The 15,378-nt window shown below is 47.5% G+C and carries 16 protein-coding genes; 9 read left to right on the top strand and 7 right to left on the bottom strand.

What is annotated here, in order from left to right:
• Positions 1-96: 96 nt before the first annotated feature.
• Entirely contained in the window at positions 97-273 is a 177-nt protein-coding gene (locus ACDJ59_RS27280; protein ID WP_017691636.1) for an aspartyl-phosphate phosphatase Spo0E family protein, read from the bottom strand.
• A gap of 435 nt (positions 274-708) precedes the next feature.
• Between ACDJ59_RS27280 and ACDJ59_RS27275 the strand changes: the two genes are divergently transcribed.
• Positions 709-1,332, top strand: a complete 624-nt coding sequence (locus ACDJ59_RS27275) for an acetate uptake transporter (RefSeq protein WP_091012490.1) — start codon at positions 709-711, stop codon at positions 1,330-1,332.
• A 439-nt stretch (positions 1,333-1,771) separates the two neighbouring features.
• Positions 1,772-2,284: an acyl-CoA thioesterase gene (locus ACDJ59_RS27270; RefSeq protein ID WP_026081401.1), complete on the top strand. Its 513-nt coding sequence runs from the start codon at positions 1,772-1,774 to the stop codon at positions 2,282-2,284.
• A 41-nt stretch (positions 2,285-2,325) separates the two neighbouring features.
• Here ACDJ59_RS27270 and ACDJ59_RS27265 read toward each other — a convergent pair whose 3' ends face one another.
• A complete protein-coding gene (locus ACDJ59_RS27265) occupies positions 2,326-3,402 on the bottom strand; it encodes an anthranilate phosphoribosyltransferase (RefSeq protein ID WP_413406828.1) in 1,077 nt (358 codons plus the stop codon).
• Between the two features lie 18 nt (positions 3,403-3,420).
• On the bottom strand, positions 3,421-4,014 hold the full coding sequence (locus ACDJ59_RS27260; protein WP_076251918.1) for an ANTAR domain-containing response regulator: 594 nt from the start codon (positions 4,012-4,014) through the stop codon (positions 3,421-3,423).
• 590 nt (positions 4,015-4,604) lie between these two features.
• On the opposite strand from ACDJ59_RS27260, the gene nirB reads away from it, so the two are divergent.
• Genes nirB through cobA form a run of 4 tightly spaced genes read left to right on the top strand, consistent with a single transcriptional unit; the run spans position 4,605 to position 9,066 of the window.
• Positions 4,605-7,046 carry a nitrite reductase large subunit NirB gene (nirB, locus tag ACDJ59_RS27255; protein WP_413406827.1) on the top strand — a complete coding sequence of 814 codons (2,442 nt, stop codon included), beginning with the start codon at positions 4,605-4,607 and terminating at the stop codon, positions 7,044-7,046.
• A 16-nt stretch (positions 7,047-7,062) separates the two neighbouring features.
• Entirely contained in the window at positions 7,063-7,380 is a 318-nt protein-coding gene (gene nirD, locus ACDJ59_RS27250) for a nitrite reductase small subunit NirD (protein WP_339787915.1), read from the top strand.
• A 37-nt stretch (positions 7,381-7,417) separates the two neighbouring features.
• A complete protein-coding gene (locus ACDJ59_RS27245; RefSeq protein ID WP_413406826.1) occupies positions 7,418-8,299 on the top strand; it encodes a formate/nitrite transporter family protein in 882 nt (293 codons plus the stop codon).
• On the top strand, positions 8,296-9,066 hold the full coding sequence (gene cobA, locus ACDJ59_RS27240; RefSeq protein WP_413406825.1) for a uroporphyrinogen-III C-methyltransferase: 771 nt from the start codon (positions 8,296-8,298) through the stop codon (positions 9,064-9,066). The genes ACDJ59_RS27245 and cobA overlap by 4 nt, the downstream gene beginning before the upstream one ends.
• A gap of 9 nt (positions 9,067-9,075) precedes the next feature.
• Here the strand turns inward: cobA and ACDJ59_RS27235 are convergent, their stop codons facing one another.
• On the bottom strand, positions 9,076-9,714 hold the full coding sequence (locus ACDJ59_RS27235; RefSeq protein ID WP_036671653.1) for a TetR/AcrR family transcriptional regulator: 639 nt from the start codon (positions 9,712-9,714) through the stop codon (positions 9,076-9,078).
• Positions 9,715-9,909: 195 nt separating this feature from the next.
• On the opposite strand from ACDJ59_RS27235, the gene ACDJ59_RS27230 reads away from it, so the two are divergent.
• Complete coding sequence (locus ACDJ59_RS27230; protein WP_413406824.1) at positions 9,910-10,677, top strand: SDR family NAD(P)-dependent oxidoreductase; 768 nt, start codon at positions 9,910-9,912, stop codon at positions 10,675-10,677.
• Between the two features lie 459 nt (positions 10,678-11,136).
• On the opposite strand, the gene ACDJ59_RS27225 is transcribed toward ACDJ59_RS27230, so the two are convergent.
• The 3 genes from ACDJ59_RS27225 to ACDJ59_RS27215 form a co-directional block, all read right to left on the bottom strand.
• Complete coding sequence (locus tag ACDJ59_RS27225) at positions 11,137-11,391, bottom strand: hypothetical protein (RefSeq protein WP_124116914.1); 255 nt, start codon at positions 11,389-11,391, stop codon at positions 11,137-11,139.
• Positions 11,392-11,591: 200 nt separating this feature from the next.
• A complete protein-coding gene (locus ACDJ59_RS27220; RefSeq protein WP_413406823.1) occupies positions 11,592-12,935 on the bottom strand; it encodes a sensor histidine kinase in 1,344 nt (447 codons plus the stop codon).
• A complete protein-coding gene (locus ACDJ59_RS27215; protein WP_036612327.1) occupies positions 12,935-13,612 on the bottom strand; it encodes a response regulator transcription factor in 678 nt (225 codons plus the stop codon). The genes ACDJ59_RS27220 and ACDJ59_RS27215 overlap by 1 nt, the downstream gene beginning before the upstream one ends.
• A gap of 253 nt (positions 13,613-13,865) precedes the next feature.
• Here ACDJ59_RS27215 and ACDJ59_RS27210 point away from each other — a divergent pair, with 253 nt between their 5' ends.
• Both ACDJ59_RS27210 and ACDJ59_RS27205 read left to right on the top strand, forming a co-directional pair.
• Complete coding sequence (locus tag ACDJ59_RS27210) at positions 13,866-14,684, top strand: polyphosphate polymerase domain-containing protein (RefSeq protein WP_341009526.1); 819 nt, start codon at positions 13,866-13,868, stop codon at positions 14,682-14,684.
• Positions 14,677-15,357, top strand: coding sequence for a DUF4956 domain-containing protein (locus ACDJ59_RS27205; RefSeq protein WP_413406822.1), 681 nt, complete (start codon positions 14,677-14,679; stop codon positions 15,355-15,357). Before ACDJ59_RS27210 ends, ACDJ59_RS27205 begins: the two co-directional genes overlap by 8 nt.
• Positions 15,358-15,378 lie beyond the last annotated feature (21 nt).

The raw sequence follows: 15,378 nt of genomic DNA, 5'->3' as shown, positions 1-15,378 counted from the left end.
GGCTGTCCATACCGGCTATATTCATGCCCGTCTGTACGATCAAGCGTTACAATCTATGTAATTTGTTCCGTGTATAAAAGTAAAATCGCTTTGGGTTCAGGCCCGTGAATGGTTTCGGCTAATTCGGTTATACTCATTAATCAATTCGTCCAATGCCATAGACTGCCGAATCACATCGGGATGCCCAAGACCACCCTTGTTATGCTCTACCAGCATATGAAGGTTATGTCTGGCCTTCTCTATTTTATTTTTCAAATCCAAACTCATAACCATGACCCCTGATACCTCCTTATTCTGTGAACCATTTTAGTTTTTCCTGTCAATCTATAGGTGGATTAACATATGGCATAGGAGACAAGGATGTTTTGTATTCTTCTCCATTTTTTGATAAAGATTATTTTATCACACAAGAGCTTATCCGAAAATGGCTGATATGGCGCAATTTTAGTGGTATTGTCGAGGGCTTTATTCTAGCGTCTGGCCTCATCATTCACCGCCAGAACGGATTGTGTCGTAAATGTGTATATTGAAAAAACAAAAAGTCCATTGGTTCAAAAGGTAATAAAATCCCTTTCCATAATGGGGTCATTCAGGTACAATAGGGCGATGTGTGTGTCCGGACCCGGCGGATACAAATGATGTAATTTAGAGGACGGCCAACGACGGCCATTGATCCTGATTTGATATTATTGGAGGCTTATCATCACCATGCAGACCGATTCACAGACAAAAGTCAAAATTGTTAACGCCGATCCCAGCGCAATGGGATTATTTGGGTTGGCTATCGTAACCCTGGTCGCTTCTTCCCAAAAGCTTGGCATTACAGATGGACTTAGCTACGCTATTCCTTGGGCGATCTTCCTGGGTGCTTTTGCCCAGCTATTCGCATGTATTCAAGATTCCAAACGCAACAATACCTTTGGCACAACAGCTTTTGGCGCGTACGCATTCTTCTGGTTTGCCATGGCTGCCAACTGGATGATCAAAATGGGCGTATTTGGCTCCACGCTCGCTGAACAGGCCGATGGCAAGCAGCTCGGATTTGCTTTTGCCGGATACCTCGTATTCACCCTGTTCATGACGATCGGTGCTATTGAAGCGAATAAAGTATTGCTTATCATCTTCATTCTGATTGACTTCCTGTTCCTTGGCTTGACCTTTGACGCTTTCGGCGTAGCTCCTCACATTTTCCACACCATTGCAGCATACGCTGAAATGGCTATCGGAATTGTGTCCCTGTATGGTACAGGTGCTTCGGTACTGAACGCTCACTTCGGTTATGCGTTCTTGCCGATCGGCAAACCGTCCGGCATTTTCAAACCCAAGGCTTAATATACAGCAGTAAACCGCCAGCGCGCCGGTCCGCGCCTGGCGGTTTTTTTGCAGTCCAACTTCAATGAACTACGAATCCGACCAACACTTATACTAAGGGATGCTATATAAGTCAAACTAAACATTTACACAGAACGTAGAGGATAGAAATAACTTGAAGAAACGGAGTGGTCGCCTCAAAGCTTTCTGAAAGAAAGCTACATCGGAAGCAGACGCTATCCCCGGATTTTTTCTTTATAAAAAGGAATCATAAAAATCTGGGGATAACAGCGATCGGAGAGTTATTCTATCATCGGAGTGGCCAGTGTAAATAATCTTTAGTTGAACTTATATAGATCCGAAGTAGACCCTTCAACACCTGAAATGACATGTCACAGCAGCCATACTGTCAGGAGGAAAAAACATGAGAGAGATACCGAAACCAACGGAGATGGATCAGGTGGAGAAAAAATATGTACGCGAAACACGTTGTTTCAAGACGGCACGGGTGTTCCCAACCGATGTCAACAATCATAATACGCTATTCGGCGGCAAGCTGATGTCCTACATCGATGATATTGCATCCATCGCCGCTTCGAAGCTATGCCGGGTCAATACCGTAACGGCTTCAACCGACTCTGTCGATTTCCTGTACCCGATTAATCCAACGGATTCGGTTACGCTTGAATCGTTCGCGTCCTGGACAGGACGAAGTTCCATGGAGATTTTTGTGAAAGTGATTCGAGAGGATCTGAAGACCGGAGAGAAGAAAATTGCAGCGACTGCATTTCTGACCTTTGTGGCCCTGGACGAAAATAATCGCAAACTGATCGTACCTCGCATAATTCCGGAGACGGAAGAAGAGAAGAAACTATACGAGACCGCTCCGGATCGGGCGGCCATGCGGAAACAACGGCGGGAAGAGAGCAAGAAATTCGCTGACTTCCTGACCGTTACTTATCCTTGGGAATAAAAACACGCTAAACCATAACAAGATTGAACACCAGCATTACATTATCTGGACGATGCCGGATAGATGGACACCGCTCTGCTATCCGGCAGTTCACCACCCATGGAGACACACCACTGCTGATAGATGCGATACGCTGCACCACTCTCCAGTAATCCCTGACAAGTGTATATGCCCTCTTCGATGGAATTGACACGCCCCGCCGCGTACAAGCGGAAACCTCCATTTAACAAGACCTGATTCACAAAAGCAATATGACCATCACCGCTTAACACACTTTCCGCCACTTCAAGCTGCTTCGCAGCCGTCCAGACCAGTTCCGGCACGGGCATATCCAGTTCATAGGCTGCAGGATCAACCAATTCCAGCTTCATATCGCCGTCTTCCACGGCGTATACGCGGGTTGGCCGATCAATATACAGATCCTCAGAACCTTCCATCCCCTGTACAACATAAGCACGACGATAGTTAAACCGGGTGAGCAACTTCGCAATCCGATCCAGAAAGGTATTATGAAATACACCAAACACCAAATACGGTGAATGGTTATAATCAATCAGTTTCTCTGCTGTGTTAAACACCGTTCGAAAACCCAACTCTTCCCGTAACGGACGAAGCTTACGAAGAGGTGCGCACCAATCCTCGGAGGACACGTACATGACACCCGAACGCAATGCAGCGCTCCGGGCATCTTCCCGATCCATTTTACGTGTATCAATTCCTGCTTCCTTTAACAGAACCGACAGCGTAACTCCCCATTTGGGTGGTAAAGGGTCACTCCCATGTAAAGTCACCGGCAACCCGGCTGCCGCGAGTACAAATGCAACCGGAAACGTGGCCATGAACGACTTTGTCCGTCCATCATAAGGACCCGCGCAGTCCAATCCATCCTGAAATATGGAGAAACGTTCCGCACTGTTACGACAAGCATGAACAAAAGCTTCCAGTTCCTCGACGTTTTCCATTTTCATACGTTCAGCCATTAGAAACGCAGCCGTCTGGGCAGGGGAAACCTCCTGTTTCAGGATTTTCTCTGCAACCGTCAGTGCCTCTGTATAATTCAGATCACGCGAGCCTCGTTTCCCACGTCCGACCTCTCGGAGTATCTGAGACATATCCATGGAGAATCCTCCTTCCAATTAAGACTGGAGCAGTTGATGGGCCTTCACAATCGCTGTGGCTACATCGACCATCCGTTTGCGTTCATCCATCGCTTTCTTGCGTAACAGGTCATAGGCTTCGGCCTCCGAGATCTGCTTCAGATCACTAAGGATAGCCTTCGCCATATCAATCCACTTCCGATCCTCCAGCCTGGATTGTAACTGCTTCCGTTCCTGCTCCCACTGTTTGCGTTCCATGTAGCGCCGGGCTGCAAAGTGAAGAGTCCAGTGAATCTCGGGCCCAGTCATGGACGGTGTAAGTATTCCATCAAATGAAGTTTCGACCTCGCAGGATTCTGCGGAGGAAGAGGCTGTATCTGGCGCGCACCACCAAAGCAGCGGTGAATCCGACTTCCCCTTTCCCAGGCAGTTCACCCAGTACTCCACATCAGCCAGCGACAGATGCAAAATGGACGCTTCGGCCGCACGAGCTAACTTCACCGCTTCCGCCTCACTGCCCGCCACCTGTACATGGTACCCATTTGCTCCCAGCAGCCTCTCCGGTGTCAGAGGGATTGCATCGGATGAGGCAGCTATCGTTGGTTGAACACGGATGACCAATAAAGATCGCATGATGGATCAATCCCTCCCTATTGCGTATAATCAGAGTCCACATCATTTAAGACGTTAATACACGAAAGTGATAAACATGTTACATTACCTAACAAAAATTAAGTAGTGACGATTATGCGTCTTATTTTTAACATTAGAATGATCTTTTCATGCCTCATCATGTTGCAATAAAAAAGGGTGAAACACTATACATGGCACCTTTTCTACAGTATTTATCGTATCCAGCGTGCTAACGTTATCTAAAAGCCTTTAAACTAAGAAGATATACTCGTAAAACTTCGTCGTCCATTCGATATTCCAATAAACTCATGTAAACATAATTAACTTTAAATTTCAAATACTTTTTTATGTTAACTATCTTGACATGAGTAGATCGATCTTTTATAGTTAAGCCATAACAACTCCATATTTGAATCGATCACAGTTACAACGGCGTAGCTGGTTGAAACGGCAATGAAGCCTGTTTTGCAATCTCGGAGCAAGGGATGCGTATGTATATGCGCATTCCTCCGAGGCATAACAGGCTTTTTCGATTTTAGAGACAAGGTTTTGAGGCAATTTGCAGAATGGACCTAAGGGGGCTAATCATAATGAGTACAACGAAAAAACTGGTGCTGGTCGGTAATGGCATGGCGGGAATCCGCACAATCGAACATATCCTTAAGCTTGCTCCGCACGCTTATGAAATTACAGTCTTCGGCGCAGAGCCGCATCCCAACTACAACCGAATCATGTTATCTTCCGTACTGGCTGGCGGAACATCCATCGAAGATATCGTAATCAATGAGTGGAGCTGGTACGAAGATAACGGCATTCGGGTGTACCCGGGTGACCCAGTCGTTCAGATCGATACCAAGCGCAAGGAAGTTGTATCTCAAAATGGTGTACGCGCAGCCTACGATGAGCTGATTATGGCAACCGGTTCACAGGCGTTCATCCTCCCGCTTCCCGGCGCTAATAAAGAAGGTGTGATCGGATTCCGAGATATTAAAGACTGCGAGACCATGATGGCAGCATCACAAAAGTATCGTAAAGCTGCCGTCATTGGAGGTGGATTGCTAGGACTTGAAGCAGCGCGGGGACTGCTTAATCTGGGCATGGACGTCACGGTCATCCATATTAACGGTCATCTGATGGACCGGAACCTGGATTTGCCGGCAGGCCTGATGCTCCAGCGTGAGCTTGAAGATCAGGGCATGAAGTTCCTTTTGAACAAACATACCGAAGAAATCACAGGCAAACATCGAGTAAAAGCCATACGTTTCACTGATCAAACGGTGCTTGAAGCCGATTTGGTTGTCATGGCTGTCGGGATTCGTCCGCAGATTGAACTGGCTCGCAATACCGGCCTCGATGTGAATCGTGGAGTCATTGTAGATGATTATATGCATACCAGCATTCCTGGCATCTCTGCCGTTGGCGAATGTGCAGAACACCGCGGTATTGCCTACGGACTGGTTGCTCCATTATATGAACAAGGTATGGTGCTCGCAAAACGCTTGGCTGGCGCGGCAACCGAAGGATACGAAGGTTCAGTCACTTCTACCAAGCTGAAAGTATCCGGTGTTGACGTATTCTCTGCCGGACAGTTCAAAGACGCTGCAGACACTCGCAGCATTCGTATTCAGGATGACGTCGATGGCGTGTACAAAAAGATGGTAATCAAAGACGGACAGCTGATCGGAGCTGTATTGTTCGGGGATACCACAGACGGCGCTTCTCTATTTTCCCTCATTAAGAGTGGTGAGAACATCAGTGGTCGGGAGAAAGAAATTTTGCTCGGCATACCTTCCGGTGGTTCAGGCTCGGGCCCATCTGTCGCAGAACGCATGGCGAGTATGCCGGATGAAGAGATCGTCTGTGGGTGTAACGGTGTTACTAAATCTTCCATCGGGGACGCCGTTCTGAATAAAGGCTGTAATACACTCGGTGCAATCAAATCCTGTACCAAAGCCTCCGCTTCTTGCGGTGGATGTAAACCGATTATCGAAAACCTGCTCACGTATTATGCCGGTGATAATGTAGGCGAACAGACCAAAGAAGGCATCTGTGCCTGCACATCCTATGATCGGGATGAGATTGTTGCACAGATCAAGGAGATGGGACTCAAAAGCGTTAAGGAAGTCATGAATGTTCTCGGTTGGAATGAACCGGAAGGCTGCTCCAAGTGTCGTCCTTCCCTCAATTATTATCTCGGTATGATCTGGCCGGCTGAATACACAGACGAGCGTGTATCCAAATTCACCAATGAACGCTATCATGCCAACATCCAAAAGGACGGTACCTACTCCGTTATTCCACGGATCTATGGTGGTGTTACTTCTCCAGCGGAATTGATCAAGATTGCAACTGTCGCAGAGAAATACGATGTGCCGTTGGTGAAATTCACGGGTGGACAACGACTCGATCTGCTCGGTGTACAGAAGGAGAACCTGCCGAAGATCTGGGAGGAACTCGATATGCCTTCCGGTTTTGGTTATGGCAAGGCGCTTCGTACGGTGAAGACTTGTGTAGGTAATACGTTCTGCCGATTCGGCACACAGGATTCCATTGAGATGGGTATTCGTCTGGAGAAAAAACTCGACAAAATGGTGGCTCCGGCCAAAGTGAAACTCGCTGTCTCCGGATGTCCGCGGAACTGTGCTGAAGCGACCATCAAGGATCTGGGTGTTGTCGCCATTGATGGCGCTTGGGAGATTCATGTTGGTGGTAACGCCGGAGTCAAGGTCCGTGCAGCCGAGTTGCTCTGTACGGTGAAGACCGATGCGGAAGTGGAAGAGTGGACTTACTCTTACCTGCAATATTATAGAGAGAATGCAAAATGGAATGAGAGAACAGCGGCATGGATTGAACGGGTAGGTCTGGATCATGTGAAGGAAGCATTAGCTGATCGGGATGTACGTCTCGCTCTGGTCGAACGTCTGGAAGTTACACTGGGTCACACGGTTGATCCTTGGAAAGAAATCATTCAAGACGAGAAATTGCGTAAAAACTTCACCCCACTGTCCGGTGCCGAGCCGGTAACCCACTAGAAGAGGAGGAACAGCGATGAACAAATTCCGGATTGGACACCTTGCAGATATTGATGAAAAGGGAGCACGGACCTTCCTGATACAGGATACCGAAATTGCAGTCTTCAAGCTGAGCGACGGAAGTCTGCACGCCATCGAGAATCGCTGCCCTCACAAGGGCGGCAAGCTGTCGGAGGGCATGGTATGCGGGACAGCGGTTCATTGTCCTTTGCATGATTGGAAGATTGATCTGCGTAACGGTAAGGTACATGAGCCGGACGAAGGCTGCTTGAACACCTACAAAACAGAAGTGGACGGCAACAGCGGAGAAATCTTCATCACAATTGCGGGTTAAAGGCTAGAGATACCCTGACATCAAGGAGGCGTGCGCTATGGATTTTGTTAAACCTGCAGAAGTGCTGCAATCGATGGTCGAAGCTGGTGAGAGCAAAGCCAGAATGAACCGGGTACAGATGCTGATCCGCGGTTTTCTGGCGGGGGCTATCCTTGCCTTTGCAACGACACTGGCATATACCGCTGTATCTCAAACTTCCGTTGGTTTGACAGGTGCACTGATATTCCCGGCTGGATTTGTCATCATTATTCTGCTGGGTCTCGAATTGGTGACAGGAAACTTTGCGATGCTTCCACTCGCAATGATGAAACGCAGAATTACATGGACGGATATGCTCCGAAATTATTTCTGGGTGATTACCGGTCATCTGATCGGATGTGCATTCTATGCTCTCTTATACGGCCTGACCATTACGAAGATAGGTACGGATATGAGCAACCCTCTAATTCAAACGCTGATCCAGACCAGTGAAGCCAAGACACTGGGATATCAGCACTTGGGCGGGGCTGGCATTGTACTGGTCACCATCAAAGCCATTCTATGTAACTGGATGGTCACACTCGGGGCGGTGATGGCAATGACGTCCACTTCTACACTGGGCAAAATCGTAGCGATGTGGCTGCCCATTACCATATTTTTTGCTCAGGGATTTGAGCATGCTGTGGTAAATATGTTTGTCATCCCAGCAGGCATGATGCTCGGTGCACAGGTGAGCTTCGCTGACTGGTGGCTGTGGAATCAGATCCCGGTATTGGTGGGTAACCTCATTGGCGGAGCCGTATTTACCGGCTTCGGTCTGTATGCGGCCCACCACTGGGGAAATCCAGTGAAGCTCTCGTCCAAACTGGCAACCATTCAGGGTGGTCGTTCAGGAGTGGCAAGTTCCGATGCCGCATCGAAACTTGGGACACGGTCATGAGCCGGGGCCTGGTTAGTATTGTTGGCGCTGGTCCTGGAGATCCGGATCTGATTACGGTAAAAGCCCTGAAACGTATTCAGTCCGCAGATGTCATTATGTATGATCGGCTTGTGAATGATCAATTGCTCGCTGAGGCTCGCGAAGGAGCACTCCGCATCTACTGCGGCAAGGCTCCAGGCCTTCACTCCATGAGTCAGGAGATGATTGGACGGATGCTTGCTGCACATGCAGCGGAAGGCAAACAAGTTGTACGACTCAAGGGTGGCGATCCGTTTATCTTTGGCCGTGGTGGTGAAGAAGCGCTTGTGCTGGCTGAAGCAGGGATTGCATTTGAGATCATTCCTGGCATCACTTCAGCTGTAGGTACATCCGCTTCATCCCTTATTCCGTTAACCCATCGCGGGGTTGCTTCATCCTTCGCATGTGTCACGGGAACCGGCAGTGATGGAAGTGTATCTCCGGTCCGCTGGGACCTGCTCGCCCATAGTGTGGATACACTGGTCATCTACATGGGCATTAGCCAACTGCCCCAGATTCAACATGCATTGCTTCACCATGGCAAAAGTGGAAGCACACCCGCAGCTTTAATCGAGCGGGGAACCACTTCGGAGGAACGGATTATTACCGGCACACTTGCCGAACTCCACTCCCTCGCCAAGTCGCATCAAGTGAATAATCCGGCATTAATCATGATCGGCGAGTCCGTCCTGATCCGCGAACAACTGCTTCAGATGCAACAGGCCGCGAACGCCTCCATGACCGGATAATCCGGTACTTTAATCCAACAGCATACGCTCGTGAATAGTCCGACCCTTCTGCCCTGGTTCAATCAGCAGACGGGTCGGTTTGATGTTAATCAGCGCCGTAAGCTGCTCTCCCATATAATGCGCAGAATATTTGAATCCAATCTCTGCCCAATGCATGATTACGCCTACCGTTGCAGATACCAGATAACTTAACATGATGTCGTAATTAATCGTCCACTCACTATCCTCGGTCACCAATACAAAATCTTCGGTTAGATACGTTCTAAACATATTGCACAGCCGGGAGCTCATATCTGAATGCATTGTTATTAATGCACGAAAGATATCCTGATGGGCTTCAATATATTCGAATACAGGCATCGTGGATGGCAGCAATACAGTCATGTCCACTTCTTTGAGCTGTGCGTATGGTTCTGCATAAGCTCGCCCCACTCCCTGCATGAAATCATCCAGAATGAACTGCAACAACTCCGGTTTGCCGGGAAAATGTAAATAAAAGGTTCCGCGGTTGTAATCCGCCCGCTCCGTAATGTCCCGAATGGTTAAAGCGTCTGCGCCCTTTTCTAATATCAAAGAAACCGCCGCAGCGATGATCGCATCCTGCGTTCTTCGTGCTCTCCGGTCCTGAGGATGTTCAATGATCAACATTTTCGCCTCCTTTGTTCATTATTGTAATATAAATGAACACCGCTTACACCTCTGTCCGATAGCTGACATATGCGATGTCAATGATTATTGTCACATTGCTATGTATATCTTAACATTGAGACAGGAAAGATAGACGACAGGTTGAAACTTTTTTTGAGAAATACCTGCCAATAATGAATAAGGAGCGGATATATCATGAGTACATCTTATACACATACAGCCGTTATTACAGGAGCAGCCGGAGGCATTGGTAAAGAATTGGCACGCCGCCTTGCTGAGCGCAAAATCAATTTGGTTCTGGTGGACCTGAATGAAGAAGCCATCCAGCAGACGATTATTGATCTGAACCTCGACAAAGAGCACGTCATCGCCGTAAAAGCGAACGTATCCCAAGAAGCAGACGTGAAAAACTATGTGCAAAAAGCATTGGATGCTTTTGGCCGAATCGATTATTTTGCCAACAATGCCGGAATTGAAGGTCCAACAGGGCTGATCGAAGACCTGAGCGTTGAAGCACTCGACACCGTATATAACGTCAACATTCGTGGAGTATTCCTGGGTCTGCAAAATGTCATTCCAGTGATGAAAAAACAAAAATCCGGTGCGATTCTCAATACCTCTTCCCTCGCGGGTCTGATGGGTGCACCTGCTGTATCTCCATATATTATGTCCAAACATGCCGTGGTTGGTCTCACGCGTACCGCTGCGAATGAATTGGCACCTTATAATATCCGGGTTAACGCTGTATTGCCAGGTACAATCAACACACGTATGATGCGCCAGATCGAGGCGAATTCCGGTAACGTGGAAGATTATCAATCAGCAACCGTGTCCAGCATTCCAATGGGCCGTTACGGTGAACCAGAAGAAGTCGCTGCGGTGATGAACTTCCTGTTGTCCGAAGAAGCATCCTATGTAACAGCTTCCCTCTACACTGTAGATGGCGGTATGGTGGGTCAATAAGAAGCTATAAACGGTGGGATTGATAGGGATTGGGTCGATAGAACTTCAAGTCCATCCTTAGAAAAGTTATACCGACAGGTGTTCCCGAAGGAATGCCTGGTCGCTACAATCTAAAAAGGCCTCAACACCACAGTATTGTGGAGTTGAGGTCTTTTTTATAGTACAACACTTGCCATGCATTAGGCTGCATCTGTGAGATTTTACTTTTGAAACGCCATTTAACGCCTCGTTGCACCTTGTGATCACTCTAACGAACCTAGGGCACCTTATATCGGCTAATAGAGCTTATTTCCCGAACTAACGAATCTCAGACACGCTAATTCCGCGGAAATGCTGCCATTGCACCGAAAAGTCCTAAAATCCAGAGAATAACGCTTCTCAGATTCGTTAAATTCTCGACCGAGCGAGAAATACCCGAATAGCGCGTGTGAGATTCGTTAGATTTTGCCCACATTTAACTTAATCGACGTATCCCGCGTGACCCTTGTCCATCAAGTAGTCCATCTCCGCATCCAGGATGCTTTCCACGGTCAACTCATCCAACTTCACATCTTTACGGCTAAGAATATAGTCAGCCAGATCATCGCCATCAATATCCACATCGTTGCCTTTGGCATTCTCATGCGCCTTGTTGATGTACGCTTGCTCATGCTTCAGCACAAGAGCGATGTTCGCCTGGCTTGCCTTCGTTTTATCTGCAATATATTGCATCATTTCTTGTTCATTAATTGCGTTTGCTTCTGCCACGTTCAGTCATCTCCTTGATTCATACATACTGTTGCCATTGTAGCATAGGTTAACCCATTACAGGCAGAACTTATGCCTGAAGAACAATTATAGAGCGGGAGCGAAGGATTAGTGTTGAGCCGAAACGTAGGTAGCATTTTTTCATACGCTGGCTCATCACTCCACCCCTACGACAACCGCACGTAAAATGTAGCGCCCTCTCCAATCACGCTTCGAGCATACACCTCTCCTTTGTGCTGATCCACAATGGAACGAGCAATCGCCAGCCCCAGACCATGCCCACCATGTTTGCGGGCTCTTGAAGAATCCGTACGATAGAATCGATCAAAGATCCGATCCAGATGTTCCGCTGCAATGCCTTCACCTGTATTGGATACGGCCAGCACGACATCATTATTCTGTTTCTGGAGGGTGACGTTTACGGCGCCTTTTGTACCGGAATACTTCACCGCATTATCGAGCAGGATCAGAATGACCTGTTTGATCTGCTCACTGTTCCCATGAACCGTAAGATTCGGCTCAATGTTGTAATCGAGAGAGATGTTTTTCTCAAAAATAACGGCCTCCATCGGCAAAATAATACTTTCTACCGCATCGCTCATATTAAACTTCGCATGAATCATCGTGGAGCGCGAGTCGTCCATCTGTGTCAGATAGAGCAGATCATTCGTAAGTCCGGTCATGCGCTCGGTCTCCGACTTGATATAGTGAAGCCATTTCGCCTGGTTCGCTATGGTATCCTCTTGATTCGTGAGCAACACGTCGGCATTGGTATTGATGATCGCCAGCGGTGTCTTTAGCTCATGTGAAGCATCTCCGATGAATTGTTTTTGCTTCTCAAACGCTTCTCTGACTGGTGCAATGGAACGATTCGCAAAATAACGGCTCAAGAAGTAGATCACAATCAGCATAACCAGTCCGACAACTGCAAATGTATAGATCAGATTCGTAAGAATACCTTGTTGTGCCGTCACATCAATGAAGACAATCATATGCCCATCACCGCTCGGATCAACCACATAGGCCCAGTCCGTTCCATCCAGCGCAAATTGTCCAGTCTGCCGTCCCGAATCACCAACTTTATCTTGGTCAACCTTTTGCAGTGCCTCGGTGTAGAACGTATCTTCCATATCAAAGCGGGAATGCGTATTCGTAATCTTCCACTGGTCATCCGTCTTGATCATGAACGACACCGAACGTGCCGGAGGTGAGTTGGGATCCCCTCCCGGTCCTCCATTATCACCACCCATGGCTTCGGAGGGCAAGGAATCTGAACCGGAACCTGAGCCTGTACTACCAGCTGTACCGGAACCCTGCCCTTCCCCGCGCGGCATCTTGGATGAATTATAAGGACTGTGGTAGAAATCCGACACTTTGTACAACTCCATATTCGTCTCACGTTGCACATTCTGGTACGTAATCGTATAGATCGTCGCAAATGCCACCAGCATCATAATGGAGATGGACACCAGATTCACGATCAGGAATCGATTTCGGAGTTTCTTGAACATCAGGACGTCACCTCAAGTACATACCCCACACCCCGAATCGTGTTAATGCGGACAGCAGAGTTCAGGAAGGTTAACTTTTTGCGTAAAAACGAGATGTAGACCTCCACATTGTTATATTCCACTTCCGAATCAAAGCCCCATAACTTTTCAATAATCTGCTCTTTGGAGGTAATTGCCTGTTTGCGGGCAATCAACAGCTCCAGCAGTTCATTCTCCTTCAGATTCAGCTTGATCTCCTTACCCTGAACGCTCAGCTTCAACTGAGTTGTATTCAGCTCAATGTCGCCAAACTTCAGTCCATCCTCGGGAACCACTTCACCCTTCCGTCGTAAGGCTGCACGAATCCGGGCCAGCAATTCCTCTGTAGCGAAAGGCTTGGCAATATAATCATCAGCACCATAATCAAGGCCTGTAACTTTGTCCGATAGTTCACCTTTCGCAGTAAGCAGAATGACAGGCGTATGATTGCCTTCACTGCGAAGTTTCTTCAGGACGGTGATCCCGTCCATCTCCGGCATCATGATGTCGAGTAGTAACAGGTCGTAGATGCCGCTCTGCGCATAATCCAATCCTGATCTGCCGTCGTGGACCATGTCCACGGAGTAGTTGTTTTTTTTCAAAATCTGCGATACAGCCTCTGCCAAATGAACCTCATCTTCCGCAATTAATATTCTCATCATCTATTCATTCCTCTGCTTGAATTATTTCTCTCAATGGGCTTGTTTTATATGTTCTTATTCTATCAATTAAACCTTGAATCAATCTTAATTCATTTTGTGTATGCGCACTATTATAGGAAGGTAAAAAAATGTTAACGCAATGTAAAACCATTTAAGATTCATTCAAGGTTGGGGCTCTAAGATACAGACATGGAAGCAATACACGATGCAACAAAACATACAACCCACAAACGAAAGGACTGAGTCCCACATGGCTATTGAAGTATTCAACCGATATGAGAGCAAGTATCTTCTGACGGATGAACAGTACGCACATTTCTACAATGACCTGCTGAAATACATGGAGCTGGATGCCTACAACAAGAAACATGAGTACTACTCCATCAGCAACCTGTACTTCGACACTCCGCAGGATTCGCTGATCCGCGCCAGTCTCTCCAAACCAAAATACAAGGAGAAGCTGAGACTGCGGGCTTATGGAATACCTGAAGAGAATGCCAAAGTGTATCTGGAGATCAAAAAGAAAGTATTTGGCCTGGTGAACAAGCGCAGAACAGCCTTGAAGCTGGATGAAGCTTACGAATTCGTCCGTTCGGGAGAGGCACCGGAGCTTGCGGATTACATGAACAAACAAGTTGTCGAGGAGATCAAATATTTCCTTCGGGTATACGATCTGGAACCGAAAGTGTATCTGGCGTATGAGCGCAAAGCACTCTTCGACAAGAACAGCCGCGATCTCCGCATTACCTTTGACACCAACATCCGCAGCCGCAGATACGATCTAAAGCTGGAACAGGGAGATTACGGTGAACCGCTGGTGAAGGACGGTCGATGGCTGATGGAAGTGAAAGCCGAGAAAACCGTTCCGATGTGGTTGTCACAACTGCTCTCCGAACATGGACTGTACCGTACCGGATTCTCTAAATACGGCAACGAGTTCAGACATCTCGCGAGAACAACCAACCTGAATTACCAGACAGAGCGCATTCTTGTACCAGGTACCGATTTCAACCCATCCATAGAACAAGATAAAACGATTATAGAAAGAGAGCGTGTCCTATATGCTTGATTCACTGTTCAGTTCAGCCCTAACCGATACCAACCTAACGTTTAACAACGCAGTCATCACCATTGGTCTTGCCATCATTCTGGGATTGGTCATCAGCCTTACCTACATGAAGACTAACCAAAGCACATACTCCCAGAGCTTCACCTTAACGATGGTCGTCCTGCCCGTCATTGTCGCCATCATCATCCTGCTCATTGGCAGCAACATCGCACGAGCTTTCAGCTTGGCAGGTGCCTTCTCGATCATCCGATTCCGAAGTGCCCCTGGTGATTCAAAAGACATTGCTTACGTATTGTTCACGATGGCTTCCGGTCTTGCCTGCGGTGTAGGCGCTTTTGGATACGCGGTATTGTTCACCATTATCCTGTGTGTACTGATGTTTGTTCTGAGTCGCTTCAACTTCGGCGGCAAGAAAAGTCAGCTGAAAACGCTGAAAGTCACCATCCCTGAGAACTTGAGTTATGAAGAAGCTCTTAATGAAGTGTTCCATAAATTCAACGTACCTTTTGATCTGAAAAAAATCAGAACCACTGAACTCGGCAGTCTGTATGAGCTGGTCTACAGTGTAACCATTCACGAAAGTGTTAGCCAAAAGGAATTCCTCGATGCGATCCGCACACGGAACGGCAACCTGGATATCTCATTAACCATGAGTCCAACAACGGAATATTAATTTTAATTCGAAGGGAACGAT

This window comes from Paenibacillus amylolyticus (genome assembly GCF_047302515.1).
Lineage (GTDB): Bacteria > Bacillota > Bacilli > Paenibacillales > Paenibacillaceae > Paenibacillus > Paenibacillus amylolyticus_G.
This window is presented reverse-complemented; position numbering and strand designations above follow the sequence as displayed.

What these genes read in the sequence shown, in the direction of transcription:
- ACDJ59_RS27280 (WP_017691636.1), bottom strand. Translation starts at nt 273, where the DNA reads ATGGTTATGAGTTTGGATTTGAAAAATAAAATAGAGAAGGCCAGACAT.
- ACDJ59_RS27275 (WP_091012490.1), top strand. Translation starts at nt 709, where the DNA reads ATGCAGACCGATTCACAGACAAAAGTCAAAATTGTTAACGCCGATCCC.
- ACDJ59_RS27265 (WP_413406828.1), bottom strand. Translation starts at nt 3,402, where the DNA reads ATGGATATGTCTCAGATACTCCGAGAGGTCGGACGTGGGAAACGAGGC.
- ACDJ59_RS27260 (WP_076251918.1), bottom strand. Translation starts at nt 4,014, where the DNA reads ATGCGATCTTTATTGGTCATCCGTGTTCAACCAACGATAGCTGCCTCA.
- nirB (WP_413406827.1), top strand. Translation starts at nt 4,605, where the DNA reads ATGAGTACAACGAAAAAACTGGTGCTGGTCGGTAATGGCATGGCGGGA.
- nirD (WP_339787915.1), top strand. Translation starts at nt 7,063, where the DNA reads ATGAACAAATTCCGGATTGGACACCTTGCAGATATTGATGAAAAGGGA.
- ACDJ59_RS27245 (WP_413406826.1), top strand. Translation starts at nt 7,418, where the DNA reads ATGGATTTTGTTAAACCTGCAGAAGTGCTGCAATCGATGGTCGAAGCT.
- cobA (WP_413406825.1), top strand. Translation starts at nt 8,296, where the DNA reads ATGAGCCGGGGCCTGGTTAGTATTGTTGGCGCTGGTCCTGGAGATCCG.
- ACDJ59_RS27235 (WP_036671653.1), bottom strand. Translation starts at nt 9,714, where the DNA reads ATGTTGATCATTGAACATCCTCAGGACCGGAGAGCACGAAGAACGCAG.
- ACDJ59_RS27230 (WP_413406824.1), top strand. Translation starts at nt 9,910, where the DNA reads ATGAGTACATCTTATACACATACAGCCGTTATTACAGGAGCAGCCGGA.
- ACDJ59_RS27225 (WP_124116914.1), bottom strand. Translation starts at nt 11,391, where the DNA reads ATGATGCAATATATTGCAGATAAAACGAAGGCAAGCCAGGCGAACATC.
- ACDJ59_RS27220 (WP_413406823.1), bottom strand. Translation starts at nt 12,935, where the DNA reads ATGTTCAAGAAACTCCGAAATCGATTCCTGATCGTGAATCTGGTGTCC.
- ACDJ59_RS27215 (WP_036612327.1), bottom strand. Translation starts at nt 13,612, where the DNA reads ATGAGAATATTAATTGCGGAAGATGAGGTTCATTTGGCAGAGGCTGTA.
- ACDJ59_RS27210 (WP_341009526.1), top strand. Translation starts at nt 13,866, where the DNA reads ATGGCTATTGAAGTATTCAACCGATATGAGAGCAAGTATCTTCTGACG.
- ACDJ59_RS27205 (WP_413406822.1), top strand. Translation starts at nt 14,677, where the DNA reads ATGCTTGATTCACTGTTCAGTTCAGCCCTAACCGATACCAACCTAACG.